Genomic DNA, 18901 nt, shown 5'->3' on the forward strand with positions numbered 1-18901 from the left:
GGGTGGCACGCAGACGCTGATGTCGAAGCCGCTGGAGGACTGGTGGCTTTCGTACTGGCTTTGGTCTTGCAGGGTGGTGATGGCCAGTTTGCCGCCGACGTCGGCATTGACTGTTTTGCCGGCCAGCTGTGCGCCAAACAGGGTGGTGTCATTGCCGCTGTGCAGGTTCAGCTGATTGCTGGCGGTGACCAGGGTGTTGTCGTAAGTGGTTTCACTACCATTGGCCACGCCCTGGCTTTGGCCGACGCCCAGCTGGAAGCTGATGCCGTTTTGCTGGCCGAAGCCGAAAGTGGCACCGGCACTGGCATTGCTGGAGTCGTTCTTGTTGTGGACTTCGGCGGTATTGGTGGCTGCCTGCAGCAGGATGTCCTTGCTGGCAGACAGGTTGATGTCGGTGGCTTGCAGCTTGGCCCCGGTAGCGCTGAGGTTACCATCGGTGGCGATGATATTGAGCGTGTCGGCCTGGACGATGGTGCCGCGCTGGGTGGTGCTGCTACTGCTGCTGTCCTGGCTGCTGCGATTGCTCCCCACGGTGGCGCTGACTGCGAAGGCGGCGCTGTTGTTGTTGACCGTACCTTTACCGGCTTCGGTACTGGCCTTGTTCAGCGTATTCATGGTGTCTTCTGCCTTCAGCGCTGTGCCAATGCCGCCATTGGCCAGTTTGTAGGCATCGTAGCCGGCCTTGAGGGCGAGTGCGCCTTGCAGACGGTCGTTGGAGGTATGACGGGCGGCCTGGGCGGCGTCGTAAATGCCGGTGATGACGCTGCCCACACTGCCAGACAATTGGCTGCCAATGGTGAAGCTCTTGCTTTCCTGATGGTATTGGCTGTTGTCCTGGTTGGTGATGGCGTCCAGGGTGACGGCATTGCCTTGCAGGGTGGCGGTTTGCTTGGCCTGTAGGTTGGCTCCCTGGCTGAGCAGATTGCCCTGGCCAGTGCCGCTGTACTGCTTGTCTGCCCCGGCCAGCACGGTCAGATTGCCGCTGTTGGCGCTGAGCAGGCCGTCGCCCAGGCGGGCCTCCCCACCTTTGCCCTTCCGCCGTGTTTCTTGCCTTCCCACCCGCAGCACTAGATAATCCCCTCCGTGCCGTTCAATAACGGCATCGGGATTGGCGTCCTGTAATCAGACGGACTTTGGTCAAAGCCCATGCTTTGTCGCGTCCGTACACCATTGCACGTCTTCTATGGCGGGCCATGGTGGGAGCCTCTTACGAGGCGCCGTTCCTGATTACGGTACGCCAATCCTGCCATGTGCCTGCCACCCCGATTGGCGTCGGGGGCAGGCTTACCTTAATCAGGAGCCGATATGCCATTTCTCATCTATTTGTCCGCACCTCCCGCAACGGTTTACTTCGAGGGAGTGCAATGTTGACGACTGATCCCCCACCCCTTGCTGTATTACCTCAGATGCGCCAGCACATCGTGCTGCTGCAAGCCATGTTGCAACAGGACCGCTTTGCCGCGCTGCGCAGCCCGGTGCAGGATTTGGTACATAGTTTTGCCCAGCTGGAATCCGCCTTACGGGAACAGGCCCAGACGCTGGAGGCAGTATTGGCCTTGCTGGCCCTGCACCCGTCTGATGCCTATCGCAGGCACTTGATGCAGGGCTTGCTGGGTTTGCAGCAGCAACAGCAGCAATTGCTGGCTTAAACCCGCGTAGTCCTGCCATGAGGAAGCAGCCCGGCGTTGTGAATGGCCGGGCTGTTGCTGTTAACGCCCCAGTAAACGTTGCCACCAGCTTTTGGCCGGTGGGCTGAGGGTGTTGGGCGTTTGATCGTCGCTGCTGTTGTCCGGGCGGGCGGGGTGGGTGCTGGGGCCGTTGGGCCGCAGCAGGTCGCCGGGGTAGTGTTCCAGTCCCAGACACTGGCTGTCATCCAGGCCAAAGGCTTTGACGGCAGCTACCGCCTCCACGCACCAGCGGCCAAAGTAGGCCCCGCCTTCAAAGTTGACATCGCCATAGGTGTACCAGTACGGACGTTCATACATGGCGGTGGCCGGGGCATTGCCGGGTTTGGCCGGGCGGTCCAGTTCGCGATACCAGTGCTGCACAAAGTCGGCCAGCAGCCGGGTTTGCTGTGCTGCTGGGGCGTCAATGGCGTTCAGCAGTCGCTGGTAGGGTTTGGGGTGGCACAGCGTAACGCCAATCTTGCCCCCTGTTTGACGGCTGGCAATGAAGCGGTCGAGTAATTGGTCTTCGCCTTCGTTGCCAATCAATACCAACAGCCGTTGCCATTGCGCGTCCGGCAGTTCCATGGCCAAGGCCAGCCCCACCAGCCAGAAGCAGACGATGTAATGGTCCAGATTCACCTTCCAGGCGTGGCGGGTGTATTGCTGTTGCGGAGTAAACACGTCCTTGCCCAACCGCTCGGATTCTTCCCAGGCATCCAGCAAGGGCGGGAAATACTGCGCCAGTTCCTGGATGTCGTCGCCACGGGAGTAGCGACGAAGAATTTGATGCCAATTCTTTTTTACAATCTCAAATATAAACTGGGGTCGATAATCAGGGTTGCCAGATGGAACGGTACATATCTTTTCAAATTCTGAAATAGCTTCTGTACCGTACAGGACCCATTCATTCCAATAAGCGAGATTTCCCTTATTATCCCTAATCATTTTTTAACTCCCAACAGTTTGGAAGTTGCTTCAGGATTTGGAACCAACTTGCCATCTTTACCCATCACACCGACCGTAACTCGACCAAACGGATCGGTATGTACCAACCACTTCTCAATACGATTTGACTCTACAGATTTCAACACACTATCGGCCACTCGCTCATTATTCCCCACCGATTCCAATATCCGGTTGCAATTGGTATTCGCCCCACTCAACCAGCTATCACTGCCTTGCAAGCCATCCAGCGTCATGCCTTGTCTGGATGACCCGAATTTGTATTCGATCACCACATAATCCACGCCCGGCTTGTTGATCTTGTACAGCCCGTCAATACCGCATTGTCCGATGCCGGGGCTGCGGCCTATTTCTTGCGCGCCGGGAATCAGCTGCTGCACTTACATTTTGAATCCGCATTTAAAAATAGTCACGCCTGAAGTACCCATCACGGGCACGCAAGTATGTTTCATATGGAGAAAGTATTGATGCCACAATTAACCCACAAAATAAAGCTGCATTCACATCAACTTTAAAATTGCTCCAAGATGTTGGTTTGGCTTCATACCCAACCCAGAGCTGGGACTAAAATAAAATACCCCAACACAATGCACAATAAAAAAATTGATGAGAAAATAATAAAATTCAATGTAAATTTTATTAAAAAATATTTAAGTATTTTTAACATGCTTTCCTCATTTAAGGATGCTGCCTGTTTTGTCACTAGTAAATTCTTGTAGTAGATTACCGCCCAACGCACCTCCAAATCCCGGTATCGGACTTGGCCCTTGCAGCGACTGAATACCATAAGACCCAGTCACCTTAAAGCCAATAGAGCCGAATAGAGCCGAATAGATTATAGATAGAGGAACAATGCATCCCCAGGCCACATCCACTACAAATTAGTGAACATTGATTTCTCAATCTTTCTATCACATAAATTTCTTTACATCATTCCAAGACAAAACGATACCAATAACCACAGCAGTCACCATTAACCCTATCTCTCGCCAAATTATTGGCAGCAAATCAGGAAAGTTCCATTGCGGCAAAAATACGCCAGAACTTAACCAATGGAATACCGGACCCAACAACCACGCAACGATAAGGCCAATATTGCTCAACAAATAAAAAGAAGATGCATAGAGAATAAACTTCTTAAACATTTATCTTCCTCCATTTATTTTCGACTGACCCCAATCACCAGAGTATTCCTGTAACATACCGCCAATTCCTGTTCCAAAAATTTCCGGTGCTGGATTCTTTGGATTCCATCCCATGATGCCATATGGACCGACCGTCACCCAATCCGGCCTATACCACGGATTAAGGATAGCATTTCCATTCTTAGTAATAACACTACCTCCAGCGTAACCAATAGTACTACCTAAAGCAGCACCTAGCATACCTGGCATTGGAGCTTCACCTCTTACAGAAGAACCAACATAAGATGTAAGTGCATTAAACCCAACGGTCCCACTAAGTGTAGCTCCTGTAGTCCACCAACCAGCGGCACCACTCAATGCAACGCTGGACCAATCTATACTCTGTCCCGGTTTGGAATTGAAAATTTGATAACCATAATTTACACCAGCACCGAGCATTGCACTTATGGACTTTCCTACTGCCGTAGCTTCTGCGGAGACAGTTACCCCCCCACCTGCCGGCAAAAATAATACAGCTTCAGGATTAAACTCTTTCAGCGGCTCTGATGCAGCCAGCCGTTTAAAACTGAGATCTTCCAATGCTTTTTTGGTATCGCATGCAGCTTTATTGGCTGGCCCACACTCGGCTTTGGCTTTTTTATACTTTTCATTCTCCTTTTCGGTGAATAGCCAATTATTCGTCACCTCATTAAATGCTGTCCCTGCGCCTGCCGTACCTCCCACCACCCCACCCGCTGCGCTGCTGGCCAGCGTAACCAGGGTGTTGTACAGCGCCGGGTTGTTCTCCTGGGTGATGCCGTTTTCTTTGAGCAGGCGGCTGGCTTCGACTGCGCTGAGGCTGCCGGTCAGGCTGCCTGCAGCACCGGCTGCGCCGCCGGTCAGGCCGCCGATGACGGTGTGCAGGCCAATGCGCAGTTTGCCTTGTTCGCCCCAGTCCTGATTGATTTGCTCGGCTTGGGCGAGCAGTTGTTGGGCTTGTTGCTCCTGTCCGTCGGCGTGGGCTTGTTTGGCTTGTTCGATCAGTGCATTGGCTTGTTTGATCTGGGTTTCGGCGTATTTCCCCACCGCGCTACTGGCCTGCTGCCCAAAGGTTTGGGTAATCAGCGTTTGTGCGTCGACGCCTTCTCAACCACGACAAATTGGCTTGTCTTTATAGAATTCCTTAGTACACCCACTATATCTATATCCTTTTTTAATCAAGCAACTATAAAAATTTCGCTCCAACCTTTCGTATGCTGATTGATCACTTTCACCAGGTAGAATTTTTCCGACAGTATCAAAACCAACTCCACCATTTTTTCGACCCCCACATGAAATCCAATCTTTCACTCTATCCTCCGATGTCGCACCAACCTTATCCCACAGTTCAACAAATGGCTTGGGATGCAAAGCTGCTTCATACGCTTCCTTATCACAATGCAAAGCAGGAGTTTGAAACCCACAAATTCGTCCATTCCCTATAACACACCCACTCAATAGAACAATTAAAGACAGCAGTCCTGTCCACTTCATTTTCTACCTCGCATTCTTCAATATGACTGACAATGCATTCCACACTTCTGGCGGTAAATATTCCGCCATTGCAAATGGAGCGGATACCAAAATGGCCCCCGTTGCACTCCACGTATCTTGAATTTTTTGCACAACGGGATCTCTACCCCTCTTTGTATTCCCTTGCTCATCATACAAACCACTTAATTTCCCTCCTATCATGTCGTGGGGACCAGCAAACGCTTCAATCAGCTTATCCTGCCAGCTACCGGGCGCATATGGCACACCAAACAATGTTCCCTTTACACCTTGTATGCCACCGGTAGCACCTGCCAATTTTTTGCCTTGCTCGGTTTGAAGATACTCATCCAAACTATTCACACCGGCAGTATCGGGATTAAATTGAACTCTCCCCGCATAATCCGACAAAAGTTTCCCATCCTTCGTCAAACAACGACCATTATCCACCCCGCACAACTCGTCCAGATCCCAGCGTGTACCGCCTAGCTTTTCTCCACTATCGTTTACCCCGACACTTTCTGCGGATAGATTGGTATACGTTTTCTCTCCGTCCGTAACCCCTTTGAATTTGGCTGAATCTTCGACCATCAATGCCCGCATTTTTTCTGCCGCAACAGACATGGTTTCTTTGGTAATGCTGCTACCTACATTTCCTGTCAGTGCGCCTACCAAAATATTCAATGCGCGTTCTTGCATGGTTGCATCATAAATATCTTGTTGCAGTGCTGCTTTTTCTTCGGCTGTCTGTGCTTGCAGGAGCTTTTCCCGTAGCTGCTTGCGCTGGATATCGGCTCTTCTGGCAATGGCATCGCTCGCCTGCTGCCCAAAGGTTTGGGTGATCAGCGTTTGTGCGTCGATTTGTCCTCAACCACGACAAATTGGCTTTTCTTTATAGAATTCTTTAGTGCACCCGCTATATCTATATCCTTTTTTAATCAAGCAACTATAAAAATTTCGCTCCAACCTTTCGTATGCTGATTGATCACTTTCACCAGGGAAAATTTTTCCAGCAGTGTCAAAACCAACACCACCATTTATTCGACCTCCACATGAAAGCCAATCTTTCATTCTCTCCTCCGATGTCGCACCAACCTTGCCCCACAGATCAACAAATCGCGCGGCACTTTTATCCGGAAATGGATTCCCATTCATCCAGTAGCCTCCAATCCCACACCCGCCAACGAATATAAATACTACTAATTTAAAATATCTCATCGTGCACCTTTTAAAATTTCGTAAATGATATTCCAAACCTGTGGTGGTAAAGCATCTGCTGCCGCAAACGGTGCTGCTATCGGAATAGCCACCCCAGACCATACTTCTTGAGATATTTTCTCTGCATTACCTCTACCCCTCTTTGCGTTACCTTGCTCATCATACAAACCGCTTAATTTTCCTCCTATCATGTCGTGGGGACCTGCAAACGCTTCAATCAGCTTATCCTGCCAACTTCCGGACTCATATGGCACACCAAAAAATGTTCCCTTTACACCTTGTATGCCACCAGTGGCACCTGCCAATTTTTTGCCTTGTTCGGTTTGAAGATATTCATCCAAACTATTCACCCCGGCAGCATCGGGATTAAATTGCACTTTTCCTTGCTGATCAAATCTTAACCCCCCGTCTTCCGTAGTTTTACAGCGACTGTTATCTACCCCACACAATTCATCCAGATCCCAGCGTGTACCGCCTAGCTTTTCTCCACTATCTTTTACCCCGACACTTTCTGCGGATAAATTGGTATACGTTTTCTCTCCATCCGTAACCCCTTTGAATTTGGCTGAATCTTCGATCATCAATGCCCGCATTTTTTCTGCTGCAACAGACAAGGTTTCTTTGGTAATGCTGCTGCCTACATTTCCTGTCAGTGCACCTACCAAAATATTCAAAGCACGTTCTTGCATGGTCGCATCATAAATATCTTGTTGCAGTGCTGCTTTTTCTTCGGCTGTCTGTGCTTGCAGGAGCTTTTCCCGTAGCTGCTTGCGCTGGATATCGGCTCTTCTGGCAATGGCATCGCTCGCCTGCTGCCCAAAGGTTTGGGTAATCAGCGTTTGTGCGTCGATGTCTTGCTGCACTTTGTCGGCGTCGAAGATGCGCTGGATGCCGCTTTGCGGGTCGCCGGTACGGGCGGCGCTGTTGCCGGCGATGCCGCTGATGCCGCTGCGGGTGTCGCTGGATGCGCTGCCGCTGTCGTTGCCAAAGCCGATGCCGGAGCCGGACGGGCTCCAGATGCCTTGCAGGTTCATCGAGGTACCGATGTTGAGGCTGCTGCTGCTGGCGTTGTAGTCGGCCTGGTTGTGCAGGTCGGTCATGGCGAGCTGGCCGCCTGTTGCAAACTGGTTGTTGTGGTCTTGCACGGCTTGTTCGGTGCTGCTGATGACGCCGCCGGTGAGGGTGGTGTCGCCCTTGACCTTGACGTGGAAGCCGCCGTCGCCGGCCAGGATGCCGCTTTGTTCGCCGACGCTGCGGTAGTCGCTGTTGATGTTGCTTTGGCTCATGCTGAGGCTGCCGCCCATCATGCCGTAGCCGATGGACAGGCTGCCGCCCACGCTGTGTTGTTTGCTGTCGTAGTGGTCTTTGTCTTGCAGGCTTTCGATGCTGAGATGGCCGCCGACATTGGCTTGTACGCTGGGGGCGGCCACAACGGCGCCTTTGAGGGTGGTGTCGCCGCCGCTGGTCAGGCTGATGCTGTCGCCGGCGTTGAGGTGGCTGTTGTGGTAGCTGACGCTGTCGCCGTCGGCGTGGCCGCGGTTTTTGCTGGCGCTGGCAGTGAATAGCAGGCCGTCGCTACCGAAGCTGATGCCCAGGCTGCCGCTGCGGCCGCTGTTGGTGCTGTGTTGTTGGTCTTGGTCCTGGCTGGCTTGCAGCTGGATGCGGTTGTCGGCATTGAGGGTGATGGCCTTGGCGGCGGCCAGGTCGCTGCCTTGAATCAGGATGTTGCTGTCGGCACCGGCACCGCTGGCGTGCAGGCTGAGATTACCTGCGGCTTGTACGCGGCTGGCAGCGCTGGTATCGGACGATGATTCGCTGTGTGATTTGTTGCTGCTGCTGCCCACCGAGAGGCTGACATTGATGCCGCCGGCTTTGTCGGCGGCGTTGGCGTCGCGGGTTTTTGGGGTGCCGTCGGGGCTGGTTTCGCGGGTGAGGATCTGGTTGTCCTTGCCGTTGATGGTGCTGCCCTGGCCTTCCTGGATGGCGGTGTAGGCGGCGTAGCCGGACAGGCCGCTGCTGGCGGCGGCCAGGGCTTTCATGCGGCTGTCGCTGGTTTTGCGGGCGGCCTTGGCCATCTGGTCGGCGGTCTGGATGGCGTTGAGGACGGGGTTGGAGAGGGCCAGGGTGAGGCCGCTTTGCTTGAACCAGCTGTCGCTGACGTTCTGTGTGGTGTCCCGTGCTTCGCTGATGGCGATGTCTTTGGCCTGGATGCTGATGTCGCCGCCGCCATTGATGCCGGTAGCCAGTACCTGGCTGCCGGTTTGGGTGTATTGCTGCCCGGCGCTGAGAGTGACATTGCCGCTGAGTGCGCCGACGGTGCTGCCGACGGCCTGGGTGGTGCGGGTGCTGCCGTCCTGGCCTTGGGCGCGGCTGCCGATGGTGATGCCAAAGCCGCCGCTGCCCATCAGGCCAGATTTTTTCTCGCTGTGCTGGCTGGCATAACGGTCGGTGTTGCTGGCGGCTTGCAGGCTGAGATTGCCACCCGCTTGCAGTTGGGTGCCCTGGTCGCTGACCACCTGGCTGCCAATCAGGCTAAGGTCGCCACCGGCGGTGGCGCTGACGGTGTGGCCGCTGACGCTGCTGCCCTTGGCCCAGCTTTGTGCGCCCTGGTAGCTGTCGTCGCTGCTGCGGCTGCTGAGCAGGCCTTTTTTGCTGCTGTGGCTTTGCCAGTCCAGTTGCTGGGTTTGCTGGCCGCTGGCGAGGGTGAGGTCTTGTCCGGCTTGCAGCCTGACCTGGCCTTGGGCGCTGTCGAGGGTGGCGGCAGTGGCAGCAAGGTTGCGCCCGGCCTGCAGGGTGAGGTCGCCCTGGGTGGATAGGCGGCTGCCGGTTTGGTCGGTACTGGCCTGGGCGGACCAGTTGTTGGCATTCCAGGTGATGCGGCGTTGCTGGGTGGTGTCGGTGGTGCCGAGTGTGAGGTCTTGTCCGGCGGACAGCACGGTGCTGCCGCTGGATTGGTTGCTCAACTGGCTGCCGCTGAGGTCGAGATTGCGGCCTGCCGCCAGCAGCATGGAGCCTGCGCCCTGCCCCAGATACAACCCGGCCATGCGGTCGAGTGCGGTTTGTTGCAGGGTGTTGCCGCCGCTGCCGTGTTGTTGGCTATAAGTGGTGCTGGCGCTGGTGAGGTCGCGCCCGGCGCTCAGGCTGAGGCTGTGGTCGGCCTGGATGCGTCCGCCCTGGTTGCTGAGGTCGGTGTTGGCGTGGATGGCCAGGTCGCCGCCTTGCAGGCGTCCGGCCAGGTTGTGGATGGTGTCGGCGTTGATGGCAAGCAGTTGCCGCCCAGCCATGCTGCCCTGGTTGGTAAGGTCGCCATTCAGTTGCAGTTGTAACTTGTCGGCCGCCAGGATGGCACCGCTGGGGGCCAGGTCGCCTTGCTGCAGTTTGACGTACACCTGCGGCACCAGCACCTGCTGGCTGCGGCCATCCGGCAGGGTGACGGTTTGGCTGACCAGCCAGACGATGTCGCTGGTGAGCTGGGCCATTTGCGCGGCGGTGAGTGCTACACCGGGCATCAGCTGGTGGCTGGCGGCAAAGGTTTTACCGTTGTCCATCAGCGCGCGGAACTGGGCCTGGCCGTCGCTATAGCCTGCCAGCAGGCTTTGGCCGGTGAGGCGGCTGATTTGCTGGTTGATGAGTTGTTGTTCGTAGTAGCCGTCGCCCAGGCGCTTGAGGGAGGTATTGGGGTCGGGCGACAGCCCGGCCAGCAGGTAGTCGCTGCCCAGCCAGGCCTGGCGATTGGTCAGCGCGGGGTCGGTTTCCAGCAGCGGTGCCGGCCCGTCGGGCAGCAGGCGGTACAGGCTGCTGCGTGGTAGCTGGATGGTGGGCGGCTGGGTCAGCACGCTGCCGGGGATGCCATTGCTGCCGGGCTCCAGCTGTACCGTGCCATTGCTGGTTTGGCTGAGCCGGGCCACTTCGCTGCCGGGAACGGGCGGGGCAATCGGGCTGGGGCCGGGACGGGCCTGATCCAGATTGGCGACGGTGTCGGCATTGATGATCAGGCTGGTTTTGCCCTGGATGCTGGCATCGACGCTGCCTATGGTTTCGCGGATGTCGGGCCGGGGGTTAGCAAAGCTGCCGCCCGCATAGCTGTGGCTGACGATATCAAAGTGGTGATTGCGATACAGTGTGGCAGCGGTGTTGATGATCTGGCTAGCTGCCCCACCGTCTATTTGCAGTTGGTCTGCGGCACTGATCTGGCCGTACTGGTTATCCAGCGGCTGGCCAGGCTGCAACAGCATATTTCCGCCAGCGCGGATGGTAGGGGCAGCCCCGGTATCGGCTGTTAGCACGTCGTCCTGAGCGGTGTGGTGGGCGGTGCGGTAGCGTTCATTTCCTGATTCTGAAACCGGGTGCTGGCTGCGACTGATGATGGTGTGAACAGGGTCAGTCAACTGGTAGGGGGTAATCAGTAGCACACAGTTACTACTGCAACTGCCATATTGCGCGTCGTAACGGACGGCGTCGGTCTGGTAAGAGAAGTAAGGCGCACCACCGGTCCCTCCCGGCCCGTGCAACAGCAAGAAGGGGTCGAGCCCATCCGGGCTTTGGTCCGGGTTGACCACGCCATCCTGGCGCAGGGTGTAATAGATGGTTTGGGTTTGCGGCTGGTCGATTTTGATGCGCCAGCGCTCTCCGGTCATGCCCCAGCCGCGGCCATTGGCAAAGAAGAAGGTGCTGGTTTGCGGGCTGAGTTTGACCACTGCGCGGCCCAGTACATTGCCATCCGGGGTGATGATCTGCTCGTTGCTGATGATGTCGGCAGGGTCAACAAAATAAATTTGCGAAGCCCGGTAATTGGCCGAGTTACGCAGGTCGCCGCCGTTGTGTCCATTCCCCTGCCAAGGGGCAAGGTTCATGGTGACGGTTTCGTCAATGCTGCTTTGCTGGCTAATGCCCACCCGCAGCCGCTGATTGCGTACGGTGTCGGCGCTGATCTGCATATTGCCACCGGCCTCGATGCTGGCCGACTTGTTGTCCACCAGGCTGGTCGGGCGATTGATCTGGCCGTTGCTGTCAAAGCCGCCACCTATCACCATGTCACCCAAGCTGATGATCTGGGCGTTTTCGCCATTAAGCAGTTGATCGGTCGCGATGCCCAGTTGTTGCCGGGCGGCAATCACCGGTGCTTGCCCGGCCAGTGGGGTGTTGTCCAGCAGCGGCGCGACCAGCAACAGCCGGTCGGCATAAATACGCCCGCTGCCGCGATTGCTGATGGCTTGTCCGGCAAGAAGGCTGGCATCCCCGGCGTCTCAGGCCCTGATTGTCCAGGCTGGTGGTGGCTTGCAGGTCCAGCGTGCTGGCGCTGATGTCGGCCTGGCTGGCATTGCTGATGCTGTCTGCCTGTATGCTGGCGCTGCCACCGGCGCGCAGGCTGGACTGGTTATCCAGCTTGCCCGTCGTGCTGAGTACAAGGTTTCTGCCCGCCTGGATAGCGGCCTGTACGGTGAGGTCTTGCCGGGTATTGAGGGTGAGATCCTGCCCGGCAACAAACTGGCCACTGCTGTTCAGTTGCCTGGCCTGGATGGTCAGATTGCGACTGGCCGTGGTCAGCCCGCCTTGCTGTTGCAGGATGTCCGCTTGCAGTGCGGCATCACCCAGGCTGTGTAATTCCCCCTGGTTGTGCAGGGATTGTGCGGCAACAAGCGACAGGCTGGATTTGGCGGCAATCAGCCCGGCCTGGTTGTCCAGCGTATCGCCATGCAGGGTGACGGAATCGCCCATGATCAGGCCGGCCTGATTGCGCAGGGTGCTGCTGTTGATATCCAGCACACTGGCTTGCATGCGTCCATCCTGCAGGTTGAACAAGTCGCCGGTTTTCAAGGCCAGCCTGCCGCCGGAGAGCACACCCAGCGTATTGCCACTGTCGCCATTCCACAGAGTTTGTCCGCCCGTATCCAGTTGCAGGCTTTGGCTGGCGGCCAGCAAACCGCCACGGTTGTCCACCATGCCGCTGTTGGCGCTGATGTCGCGGGCAAAGATGCCACCCTGGCGATTGTCGATATCACTGCCATTGAACAACAGCCCGGCGGCTTCCAGCCAACCGGCACGGTTGTCCAGCTGCCCGGTCATCAGGCTGAGTTCGCCCCCTGCGGCGAGCTTGCCCTGCCCATTGTCCAGCGTGGCAGTGCGCAGAATCATGTCGTGCTTGGCCAGCAGGGTGCCGCCCTGATTGTGGATGGCCCCGGTGTCGATCCGCGCCTGATCGACATACAACTTGCCCTGCCGGTTATCCAGCACAGGCCCGAACAATTGCAGCGTGCGCAGCTGCATGCTGCCGTGATTCTGCAAGCCTTGCTGCAGGCTCAGGTCGATGCCGCCATTAACCAGCAGGCTGCCGCTGTTGTCGAGCAGGCCTGTCACGTGGATGGTGCCGTCGGGTAGCACCTCGGCGGGTGTGGGCTGGCTGTAAACCGGGGCATCCCCGCCCGGTGCTGTCGTACTGTCTGTGGCAGGCGGAGTGGCCGTACCGTCATCCGGCGTGGATGGCAGCTCAGGCGCAGTGCTGGATTTGGGCGGCAGGCCCATCACCCCGCTGCTGTGCAAGGCATTCGCCTGCAACAGCAAGCCCTGCTGGCCGGTCTGGCTGAGTTGGCCCGCGTTGTCCAGGCTGTCTGTGTCTATCTGCAAGCGCTGGCCGCTGATGCTGCCGCTGCTGCTGTTGTGGATGTCACTGGCGTTCAGCAGCAGTTCGCGCCCGGCATTGATCAGCCCGCTGTTGCTCAGTGGCCCGTTGGCAATGTGCAGGTTGTGGCTGGCCGACAAGGTGCCGCCATTATCCAGCCCCTGGCTTTGCACATGCAGGCTGCCACCCTGCTGCGCCAGCATGCGGCCGGTGTTGATCAGGCGGCCATCCGCTTGCAGCTGCAAATCGCCCTGACTTGCCACCAACTCACCGGCATTGCGTGCGCCCAGGCCGTGTTCGGTAGCCAGCAGGGTGATCTTGCCGGCGTACATGCCGCCGATTGCCGCTACGTCCAGGCTGTAGGCGGGGCTTGTGCCGCCGCTGCCCTGCGCGGGCGTGGCACTGGCGATGAGCTTGCCCGTGGCATCCAGCTGGTTCTGCCCGGTGGTCAGCTGTAGTTGCTGTGCCCACAGCCCGGCATTCAGTTGCACGGCGCGGGCCAGGATGGTGGTGTAGTCGCTGCCGCTGTCGTTCAGCCCTTCCCCGTTAATCTGCAACAGGCCGTTGCCGGTCTGAAAGCCTTGTAATACCCCGCCAGAGAGCTGCGGTGTGGCAGTGGCAAAGGTGCTGCGGTTGGCATTGAGCACGGTCACCCCGTCAATGCGCAGGCCGGAGGGGTTGGCAATGATCAGGTCTGCCCGCGTACCGGCAATTTCCATGGTGCCGCTCAGGCGTGATGGGTTGGCGCTGTTGATCTGATTGACAATGACTTTGGCACTGCCACCGGCCAGCCACGGGTTGCCCGCCACCCAACCGGCGCTTTGGGTTTGGCTGGCGCTGCGACCGTTATTGAAGATGGTGACCGGCGTGGTGGTGTCGAACTGGCGGTACTGGTTCATCGATACCCCGCCAGCGGTAGGGGTCTGGATATTGATCTGCACTGCACCGCTGGCGGTATTGAGGATGGTGGGGCGCTGCCCGGCTGGCGCAGCTGGGTCGGCCAGAATCTGCGCCAGCGCAGCACCGGGCAAGTTGAGCAACAGCAAGGCCAGTGCCAGTGGTCGCCATGTCCAGCAGCATGGCTGTGACTGCCCTGCCCCCGGTTGTGTACTGGCTGAGCGCTGGTGGCTGCCAGCCAGCTCGGCGACAGGCATCAACAGATTGCGCAGGGGGTTGAACACAAGGCGATGGCAGTGACGATTCATGGGCGGGTGTCCGGTGGCAAGGCGCTGCGTCAAAAACGGTAGGCAAGGGAGAAGCCCCCGGTGCTGCCGGGGGTGCGAAAATGGGTGGGGTATTGCATGGGCTTGCTGATGAACACTTCGTAGTCGACACCAAGCAACTGGCCGCGGCTGCCCACTGTGGCACCACTCAGGCGACGGCCTTGTAACCAGACCGCCGATTGGCCGCCGACTTCGCCATGGTCGTAAGCCAGATAGATTTCTCGTCCTTTGAATTGCCAGCCCAGCTCATTGCGTACCAGCCAGCCGCGATCGGCGCTGAGCTGGTTGTCGCCGTTGTAGCCGCGTACGGTGTCGCGGCTGCCAATGGCAAAACGGTCCAGCGGAATCAAGGGGGTCTGGTTGTATTGGCCGCGCCAGGCCGAACTGAACTGCCAGGCCTGTCCCAGGCCACGAAATGGCAATACCAGCTGCGCCTCCGCCTGCCATAGCTGCAAGCGGGAGCTGCCCTCGTTGAAGGCTTCTTCCGGCGCGGGCTGCGCGCGGCGTGCGCCGGTTCCACGCCGGTAATTCAGGCTGGCGCTGAATGCGCCCTCACCCAAACGCGCTTCGTGAGATACGCCCACCTCCCAGCCCGCCATGCGACGGCGCTGCACGTCGATTTCGGCATCGTTGATGAAGCTGCTGGTCTTGCGTTGCCACAGCTGCAAGTTCAAGCCGGTTTTGCTGTCGGCATCACGCAATAGCAGGCGCGACAGCTTAAGGGCCGCGTTTTCGCTTTTACCGTGATACAGATAGCTTTCATAGGCACCAGCCACCGACTGGCGATAACGGCCATCATTCAGTGTCAGGCCAAGCAGCCAATACCCCAGCGGCAGGCTGTAGCTGACGGTGTTGTTTTCAGAGCCCCGTTCGCCATCCTGACCACCACCCAGCGCCTGGCTGCGGGACAGGCTGAGCATGTCATTGAGCGTCAGCAGATGGTCGGCCGTCAGCGTGGCACTGCCTTGCAGTACCCCGGTAGCCTGGCTGCCGCCATCATCCAGCTGCAATGACAAGCGGTATGGCCTGTGTTGCCGCCATTGCACCAGCACGTCGCTGCTATTGGGCGGGGCATCTGCTGTGCTGGCCGGGGCAATCTGGAAGTCCGCCTGCACCGAAGGCAGGCGTTGCAGGTTTTCCAGCCCTTGTTCGATGTCACGCAGATTGAGCACCTCACCCGGCCCGGTTGGCAGGGCATTGATTGTGCGCATTCCGGCGCTGTTATCGGCAGCAGGTTTGATCTGGTGAATAAAACCGGGCAGCAAGGTGAACACCAGCTGTCCGGTGCTCAGGTTTTGCGGGCTGACCAGCACCCGGGAAGTGACAAAGCCCTGGGTCAGCAGCGCGTTCTGCATGCGCCGTTGCAACAGGCTGATGCCCTGGCTGCCAAGGCAGCGGCCAATGGCGCTATCCGGCCAGGCGGCAGCGGTCAACAACCACTGAAAACGTTGGGATAGCGCACCTTGCAGCAACAACTGCCGGATCGGGAAACACGGCTGTTCTGCCGGCGGCAAGGGCGTGGCCGCAGATACATTGGTTTCAGGGGAAACGGGGGGCTGGGCAACGGATGATGGAGCTTGTGCATGGGCATGCACCGTCCACAGGCAGGCCAGCAATGGCAGCACGCTACCCAGACTACGCGGTGCAAGCAGGGAAATCGGTATCAAGTGGCAGCCGAACATCGGAGAGCGGGACGTTGTCATGGTCTGCCGATTGTGCGAATGCCATGCTGCTTGGCCTATCAGCACCTTCCCAAATGGCCATGGCACTTTTCGGCGTGTGCCGGTGATGGCTGGCTAGTAATAGTCTGACGATTCTGCACGCACCGGCTTTCTGTGCGTTGCAGAACAAAAAATACACAGCTTCCACTCACTGACAGGCCAGCTATCACGTACTCAGCTCATAGCGCGATTGCCGATTTCAAACGGTTGTTTTACATTAGCCAATCGCCAGGAATCTGGCGTAAAAATCAAAACAATACTTACAAATCAAGACGCAACGAGGGAGAACTCACCACATGACTGCCAAGTCCGTTACCGACTGGTTCATACCGGAAACCATTCGCCAATCCCCTGCTCAGGCCATCGGCGCACGCACTACCGTAGGGGTTGGCCTGCTGGCTGGCTGTATTGCCCCGCTGTTTTCCATTGAGTACTTCATGCTGAATCACCCGGCCATGGGCACCGGCATTGCGCTGGGCGGGCTGGGTTTGTTGCTGGCGCCACTATTGCTGAAACTCACCGGCGCGCTACGTTTTTGTGCCGAGCTGATTACCAGCTGCATGTTCGTGATGGTGTGCTGGATGGTGTATGTCAACGGCGGCATCATGTCCACCAGCGTGGTGTGGTTTGCCTCCATTCCGTTTACCGCCATTTTTGTGTCCACCCGTCGCTCCGGCATGGTGTGGATGGTGCTGACCATCCTGGCCATCGGCCTGTTCTTTTTGCTCTCATCCGACCCCGGGGCCCTACCAACGGTGCCAATTGATCACGCCGAAATCCCCAAGCTGCAAGCCAAGTCGCTGATCGGCCTTACCATCGTGGTTTTGTCGCTGGCAATGGCCTTTGACAAGGCCAAGGTAAAAAGCCTGGAGCGGCTGGAACAGGCGCGGGCCGAGTCCGAACAGGCCAGCCGCGCCATGCGCGAGATGATGGAACAGGTGGCGCGCTCCATCCGTGCCGCGTCTAGCGCCAGTCGCGATATCGCCGACAGCACCGGGCTGATGGCCGAAACCATGGCCGACCAGCGCAGCCGTGCCGAAGACATGATGGTAGTGGCGCAGCAGATGGCGGTGGTCACCAGCCAGAACGCCGCCCAGTCCGACAGCGCCACCCGTCTGGCGCAGACCGCAGGCAATGCGGCCAGCAGCGGTGGCCAGGTGATGGATCAGGCCGTGCTACAGCTTGGCCGCGCCGGGGAAGTCATCTCGCACGCCGCCAGCAAGCTGGAAGACCTGGGCCAGCGCAGTGCTGAGGTCAACGGCATCGTGCAGTTGATTCGTGACATTGCCGACCAGACCAACCTGTTGGCGCTCAATGCCGCCATCGAGGCAGCGCGGGCTGGCGAAATGGGACGCGGCTTTGCCGTGGTGGCGGACGAGGTGCGCAAGCTGGCCGAACGCACCCAGAACGCCACGCTGGACATCGAAACCAAGATCAAGCTGATTGTGGATGGCACCAATCAGGCCATCATCGCCATGCGCGATGGCAACAGCCAGATGCAGGCCGGGCGCAGTAATGCCCAAGAGGCACAGCAGAATCTGCAAGGCATCATTCAGGAAACCCGCGAGCTGGCCAACCTGCTGGAGGAAGTCTCCCGTGCCGAAAGCAGCCAGAACCAGGGCTTTGCCCAGTTTGCCGGCGACATCACCGCGGTGGGCGAGTCCACCCGTTCGCTGTCCACCGAAACCCGCTCCATTGCCGATGCCATTACCCGGCTGGATCAATTGCTGGATGAGCTAGGCCGCTCCTCGCACGCACAGCAGGCTGTCATGGTCTGAACCCCAGCCCGCTGGCCACTGTAGACCGCCCCCGGGCGGTCTTTTGCATTCAGCCCCCGGCCCCGGCTCTGCTATACTGGCGGCCTTCTGTAAACCAGTGCTCTTTGCCCCGATGACCACCCCAGTCCAGCAGCTGTCCCAACTCAAAGCCCGCCTTGCCCATTGTCTGATCCGTGATCGCCATGTCTTGCGCCGCAAGCTGAACGATGCCAGTGAGCGCCTGAAAAAAGGGCAGCCTGCCGACAAGCAACTGGCCGACATCAGCCAGCAACTGGAACGCTCGGCCTCCCGTGCCGATGCGCGCCGTCAGCACATGCCGCGGCCGCAGTTTGACGATGCGCTGCCGGTCAACCAGAAGCTGGACGATATCAAGGCCACCATTGCCGCCCATCAGGTGGTAATCATCTGTGGCGAAACCGGCTCGGGCAAAACCACGCAGATTCCCAAAATCTGCCTGGAGCTGGGCCGCGGGGTATACGGGCTGATCGGCCACACCCAGCCGCGCCGTCTGGCCGCGCGCTCGGTGGCCACCCGCATTGCGCAGGAGTTGGGCTCGCAACTGGGCGAGCATGTCGGCTTCAAGGTGCGCTTTACCGACAAGCTGTCGGAGAAGTCCGTCATCAAGCTGATGACCGACGGCATCATGCTGGCGGAAACCCAGACCGACCGTTATCTGGAAGCCTACGACACCATCATCATCGACGAGGCGCACGAACGCAGCCTCAACATCGACTTCCTGCTCGGGTATCTGCGCCGGCTGTTGCCTCGGCGCCCCGACCTCAAGGTGATCGTCACGTCGGCGACCATCGAACCGGAGCGCGTCGCCGAAGTGTGCGGCGAAGCGCTCCGGCTCGATGGTCGCGGAGGTGACGATCACCTTCAGCTCCGGGCGCTCCGGCAGCAACCGGCGCAGGTAGCCGAGCAGGAAGTCGATGTTGAGGCTGCGTTCGTGTGCCTCGTCGAGGATGATCGTGTCGTACGCGAGCAGCTTGCGGTCACGCTGGATCTCGGCGAGCAGGATGCCGTCGGTCATCAGCTTGACCAGCGTGCGGTCACTG

The 18901-nt window shown here is 58.1% G+C and carries 14 protein-coding genes; 3 read left to right on the forward strand and 11 right to left on the reverse strand.

The features are described from left to right. Nucleotides 1-1068: hemagglutinin repeat-containing protein (locus QVF59_RS10455; RefSeq protein WP_287879568.1), on the reverse strand; the 1068-nt coding region annotated here is incomplete at its 3' end. A 338-nt stretch (nucleotides 1069-1406) separates the two neighbouring features. Here QVF59_RS10455 and QVF59_RS10460 point away from each other — a divergent pair. Next, the gene (locus tag QVF59_RS10460; protein ID WP_287879570.1) at nucleotides 1407-1649 is read left to right on the forward strand and encodes a hypothetical protein; all 243 of its coding nucleotides are present in this window, start codon (nucleotides 1407-1409) and stop codon (nucleotides 1647-1649) included. 60 nt (nucleotides 1650-1709) lie between these two features. Here QVF59_RS10460 and QVF59_RS10465 read toward each other — a convergent pair whose 3' ends face one another. The 10 genes from QVF59_RS10465 to QVF59_RS10510 form a co-directional block, all read right to left on the reverse strand. After that, a complete protein-coding gene (locus QVF59_RS10465) occupies nucleotides 1710-2612 on the reverse strand; it encodes a PoNi-like cognate immunity protein (protein WP_287879573.1) in 903 nt (300 codons plus the stop codon). Next, nucleotides 2609-3010, reverse strand: a complete 402-nt coding sequence (locus tag QVF59_RS10470) for a hypothetical protein (RefSeq protein ID WP_287879576.1) — start codon at nucleotides 3008-3010, stop codon at nucleotides 2609-2611. The genes QVF59_RS10465 and QVF59_RS10470 overlap by 4 nt, the downstream gene beginning before the upstream one ends. A gap of 531 nt (nucleotides 3011-3541) precedes the next feature. After that, nucleotides 3542-3775: a hypothetical protein gene (locus tag QVF59_RS10475; RefSeq protein WP_089084274.1), complete on the reverse strand. Its 234-nt coding sequence runs from the start codon at nucleotides 3773-3775 to the stop codon at nucleotides 3542-3544. Then, the gene (locus QVF59_RS10480) at nucleotides 3776-4840 is read right to left on the reverse strand and encodes a hypothetical protein (protein ID WP_287879580.1); all 1065 of its coding nucleotides are present in this window, start codon (nucleotides 4838-4840) and stop codon (nucleotides 3776-3778) included. A 60-nt stretch (nucleotides 4841-4900) separates the two neighbouring features. Then, on the reverse strand, nucleotides 4901-5287 hold the full coding sequence (locus QVF59_RS10485) for a hypothetical protein (protein ID WP_287879582.1): 387 nt from the start codon (nucleotides 5285-5287) through the stop codon (nucleotides 4901-4903). 3 nt (nucleotides 5288-5290) lie between these two features. Further along, on the reverse strand, nucleotides 5291-5983 hold the full coding sequence (locus QVF59_RS10490; RefSeq protein WP_287879585.1) for a hypothetical protein: 693 nt from the start codon (nucleotides 5981-5983) through the stop codon (nucleotides 5291-5293). A gap of 168 nt (nucleotides 5984-6151) precedes the next feature. Then, entirely contained in the window at nucleotides 6152-6439 is a 288-nt protein-coding gene (locus QVF59_RS10495; protein ID WP_287879587.1) for a hypothetical protein, read from the reverse strand. Between the two features lie 59 nt (nucleotides 6440-6498). Then, nucleotides 6499-11670 carry a hemagglutinin repeat-containing protein gene (locus QVF59_RS10500; RefSeq protein ID WP_287879590.1) on the reverse strand — a complete coding sequence of 1724 codons (5172 nt, stop codon included), beginning with the start codon at nucleotides 11668-11670 and terminating at the stop codon, nucleotides 6499-6501. Next, complete coding sequence (locus QVF59_RS10505; RefSeq protein ID WP_287879592.1) at nucleotides 11570-14326, reverse strand: two-partner secretion domain-containing protein; 2757 nt, start codon at nucleotides 14324-14326, stop codon at nucleotides 11570-11572. Before QVF59_RS10505 ends, QVF59_RS10500 begins: the two co-directional genes overlap by 101 nt. Before the next feature lie 29 nt (nucleotides 14327-14355). Beyond that, nucleotides 14356-16047: a ShlB/FhaC/HecB family hemolysin secretion/activation protein gene (locus QVF59_RS10510; protein ID WP_287879594.1), complete on the reverse strand. Its 1692-nt coding sequence runs from the start codon at nucleotides 16045-16047 to the stop codon at nucleotides 14356-14358. A 314-nt stretch (nucleotides 16048-16361) separates the two neighbouring features. Between QVF59_RS10510 and QVF59_RS10515 the strand changes: the two genes are divergently transcribed. Together QVF59_RS10515 and QVF59_RS10520 are read left to right on the forward strand one after the other, a co-directional pair. Then, nucleotides 16362-17843, forward strand: coding sequence for a methyl-accepting chemotaxis protein (locus QVF59_RS10515; protein WP_159876202.1), 1482 nt, complete (start codon nucleotides 16362-16364; stop codon nucleotides 17841-17843). 112 nt (nucleotides 17844-17955) lie between these two features. After that, nucleotides 17956-18901 (forward strand): DEAD/DEAH box helicase (locus tag QVF59_RS10520; RefSeq protein ID WP_287879597.1); only part of this gene is annotated, 946 nt, incomplete at its 3' end.

Source organism: Aquitalea sp. (assembly GCF_030150775.1).
Taxonomy (GTDB): Bacteria; Pseudomonadota; Gammaproteobacteria; order Burkholderiales; family Chromobacteriaceae; genus Aquitalea; species Aquitalea denitrificans.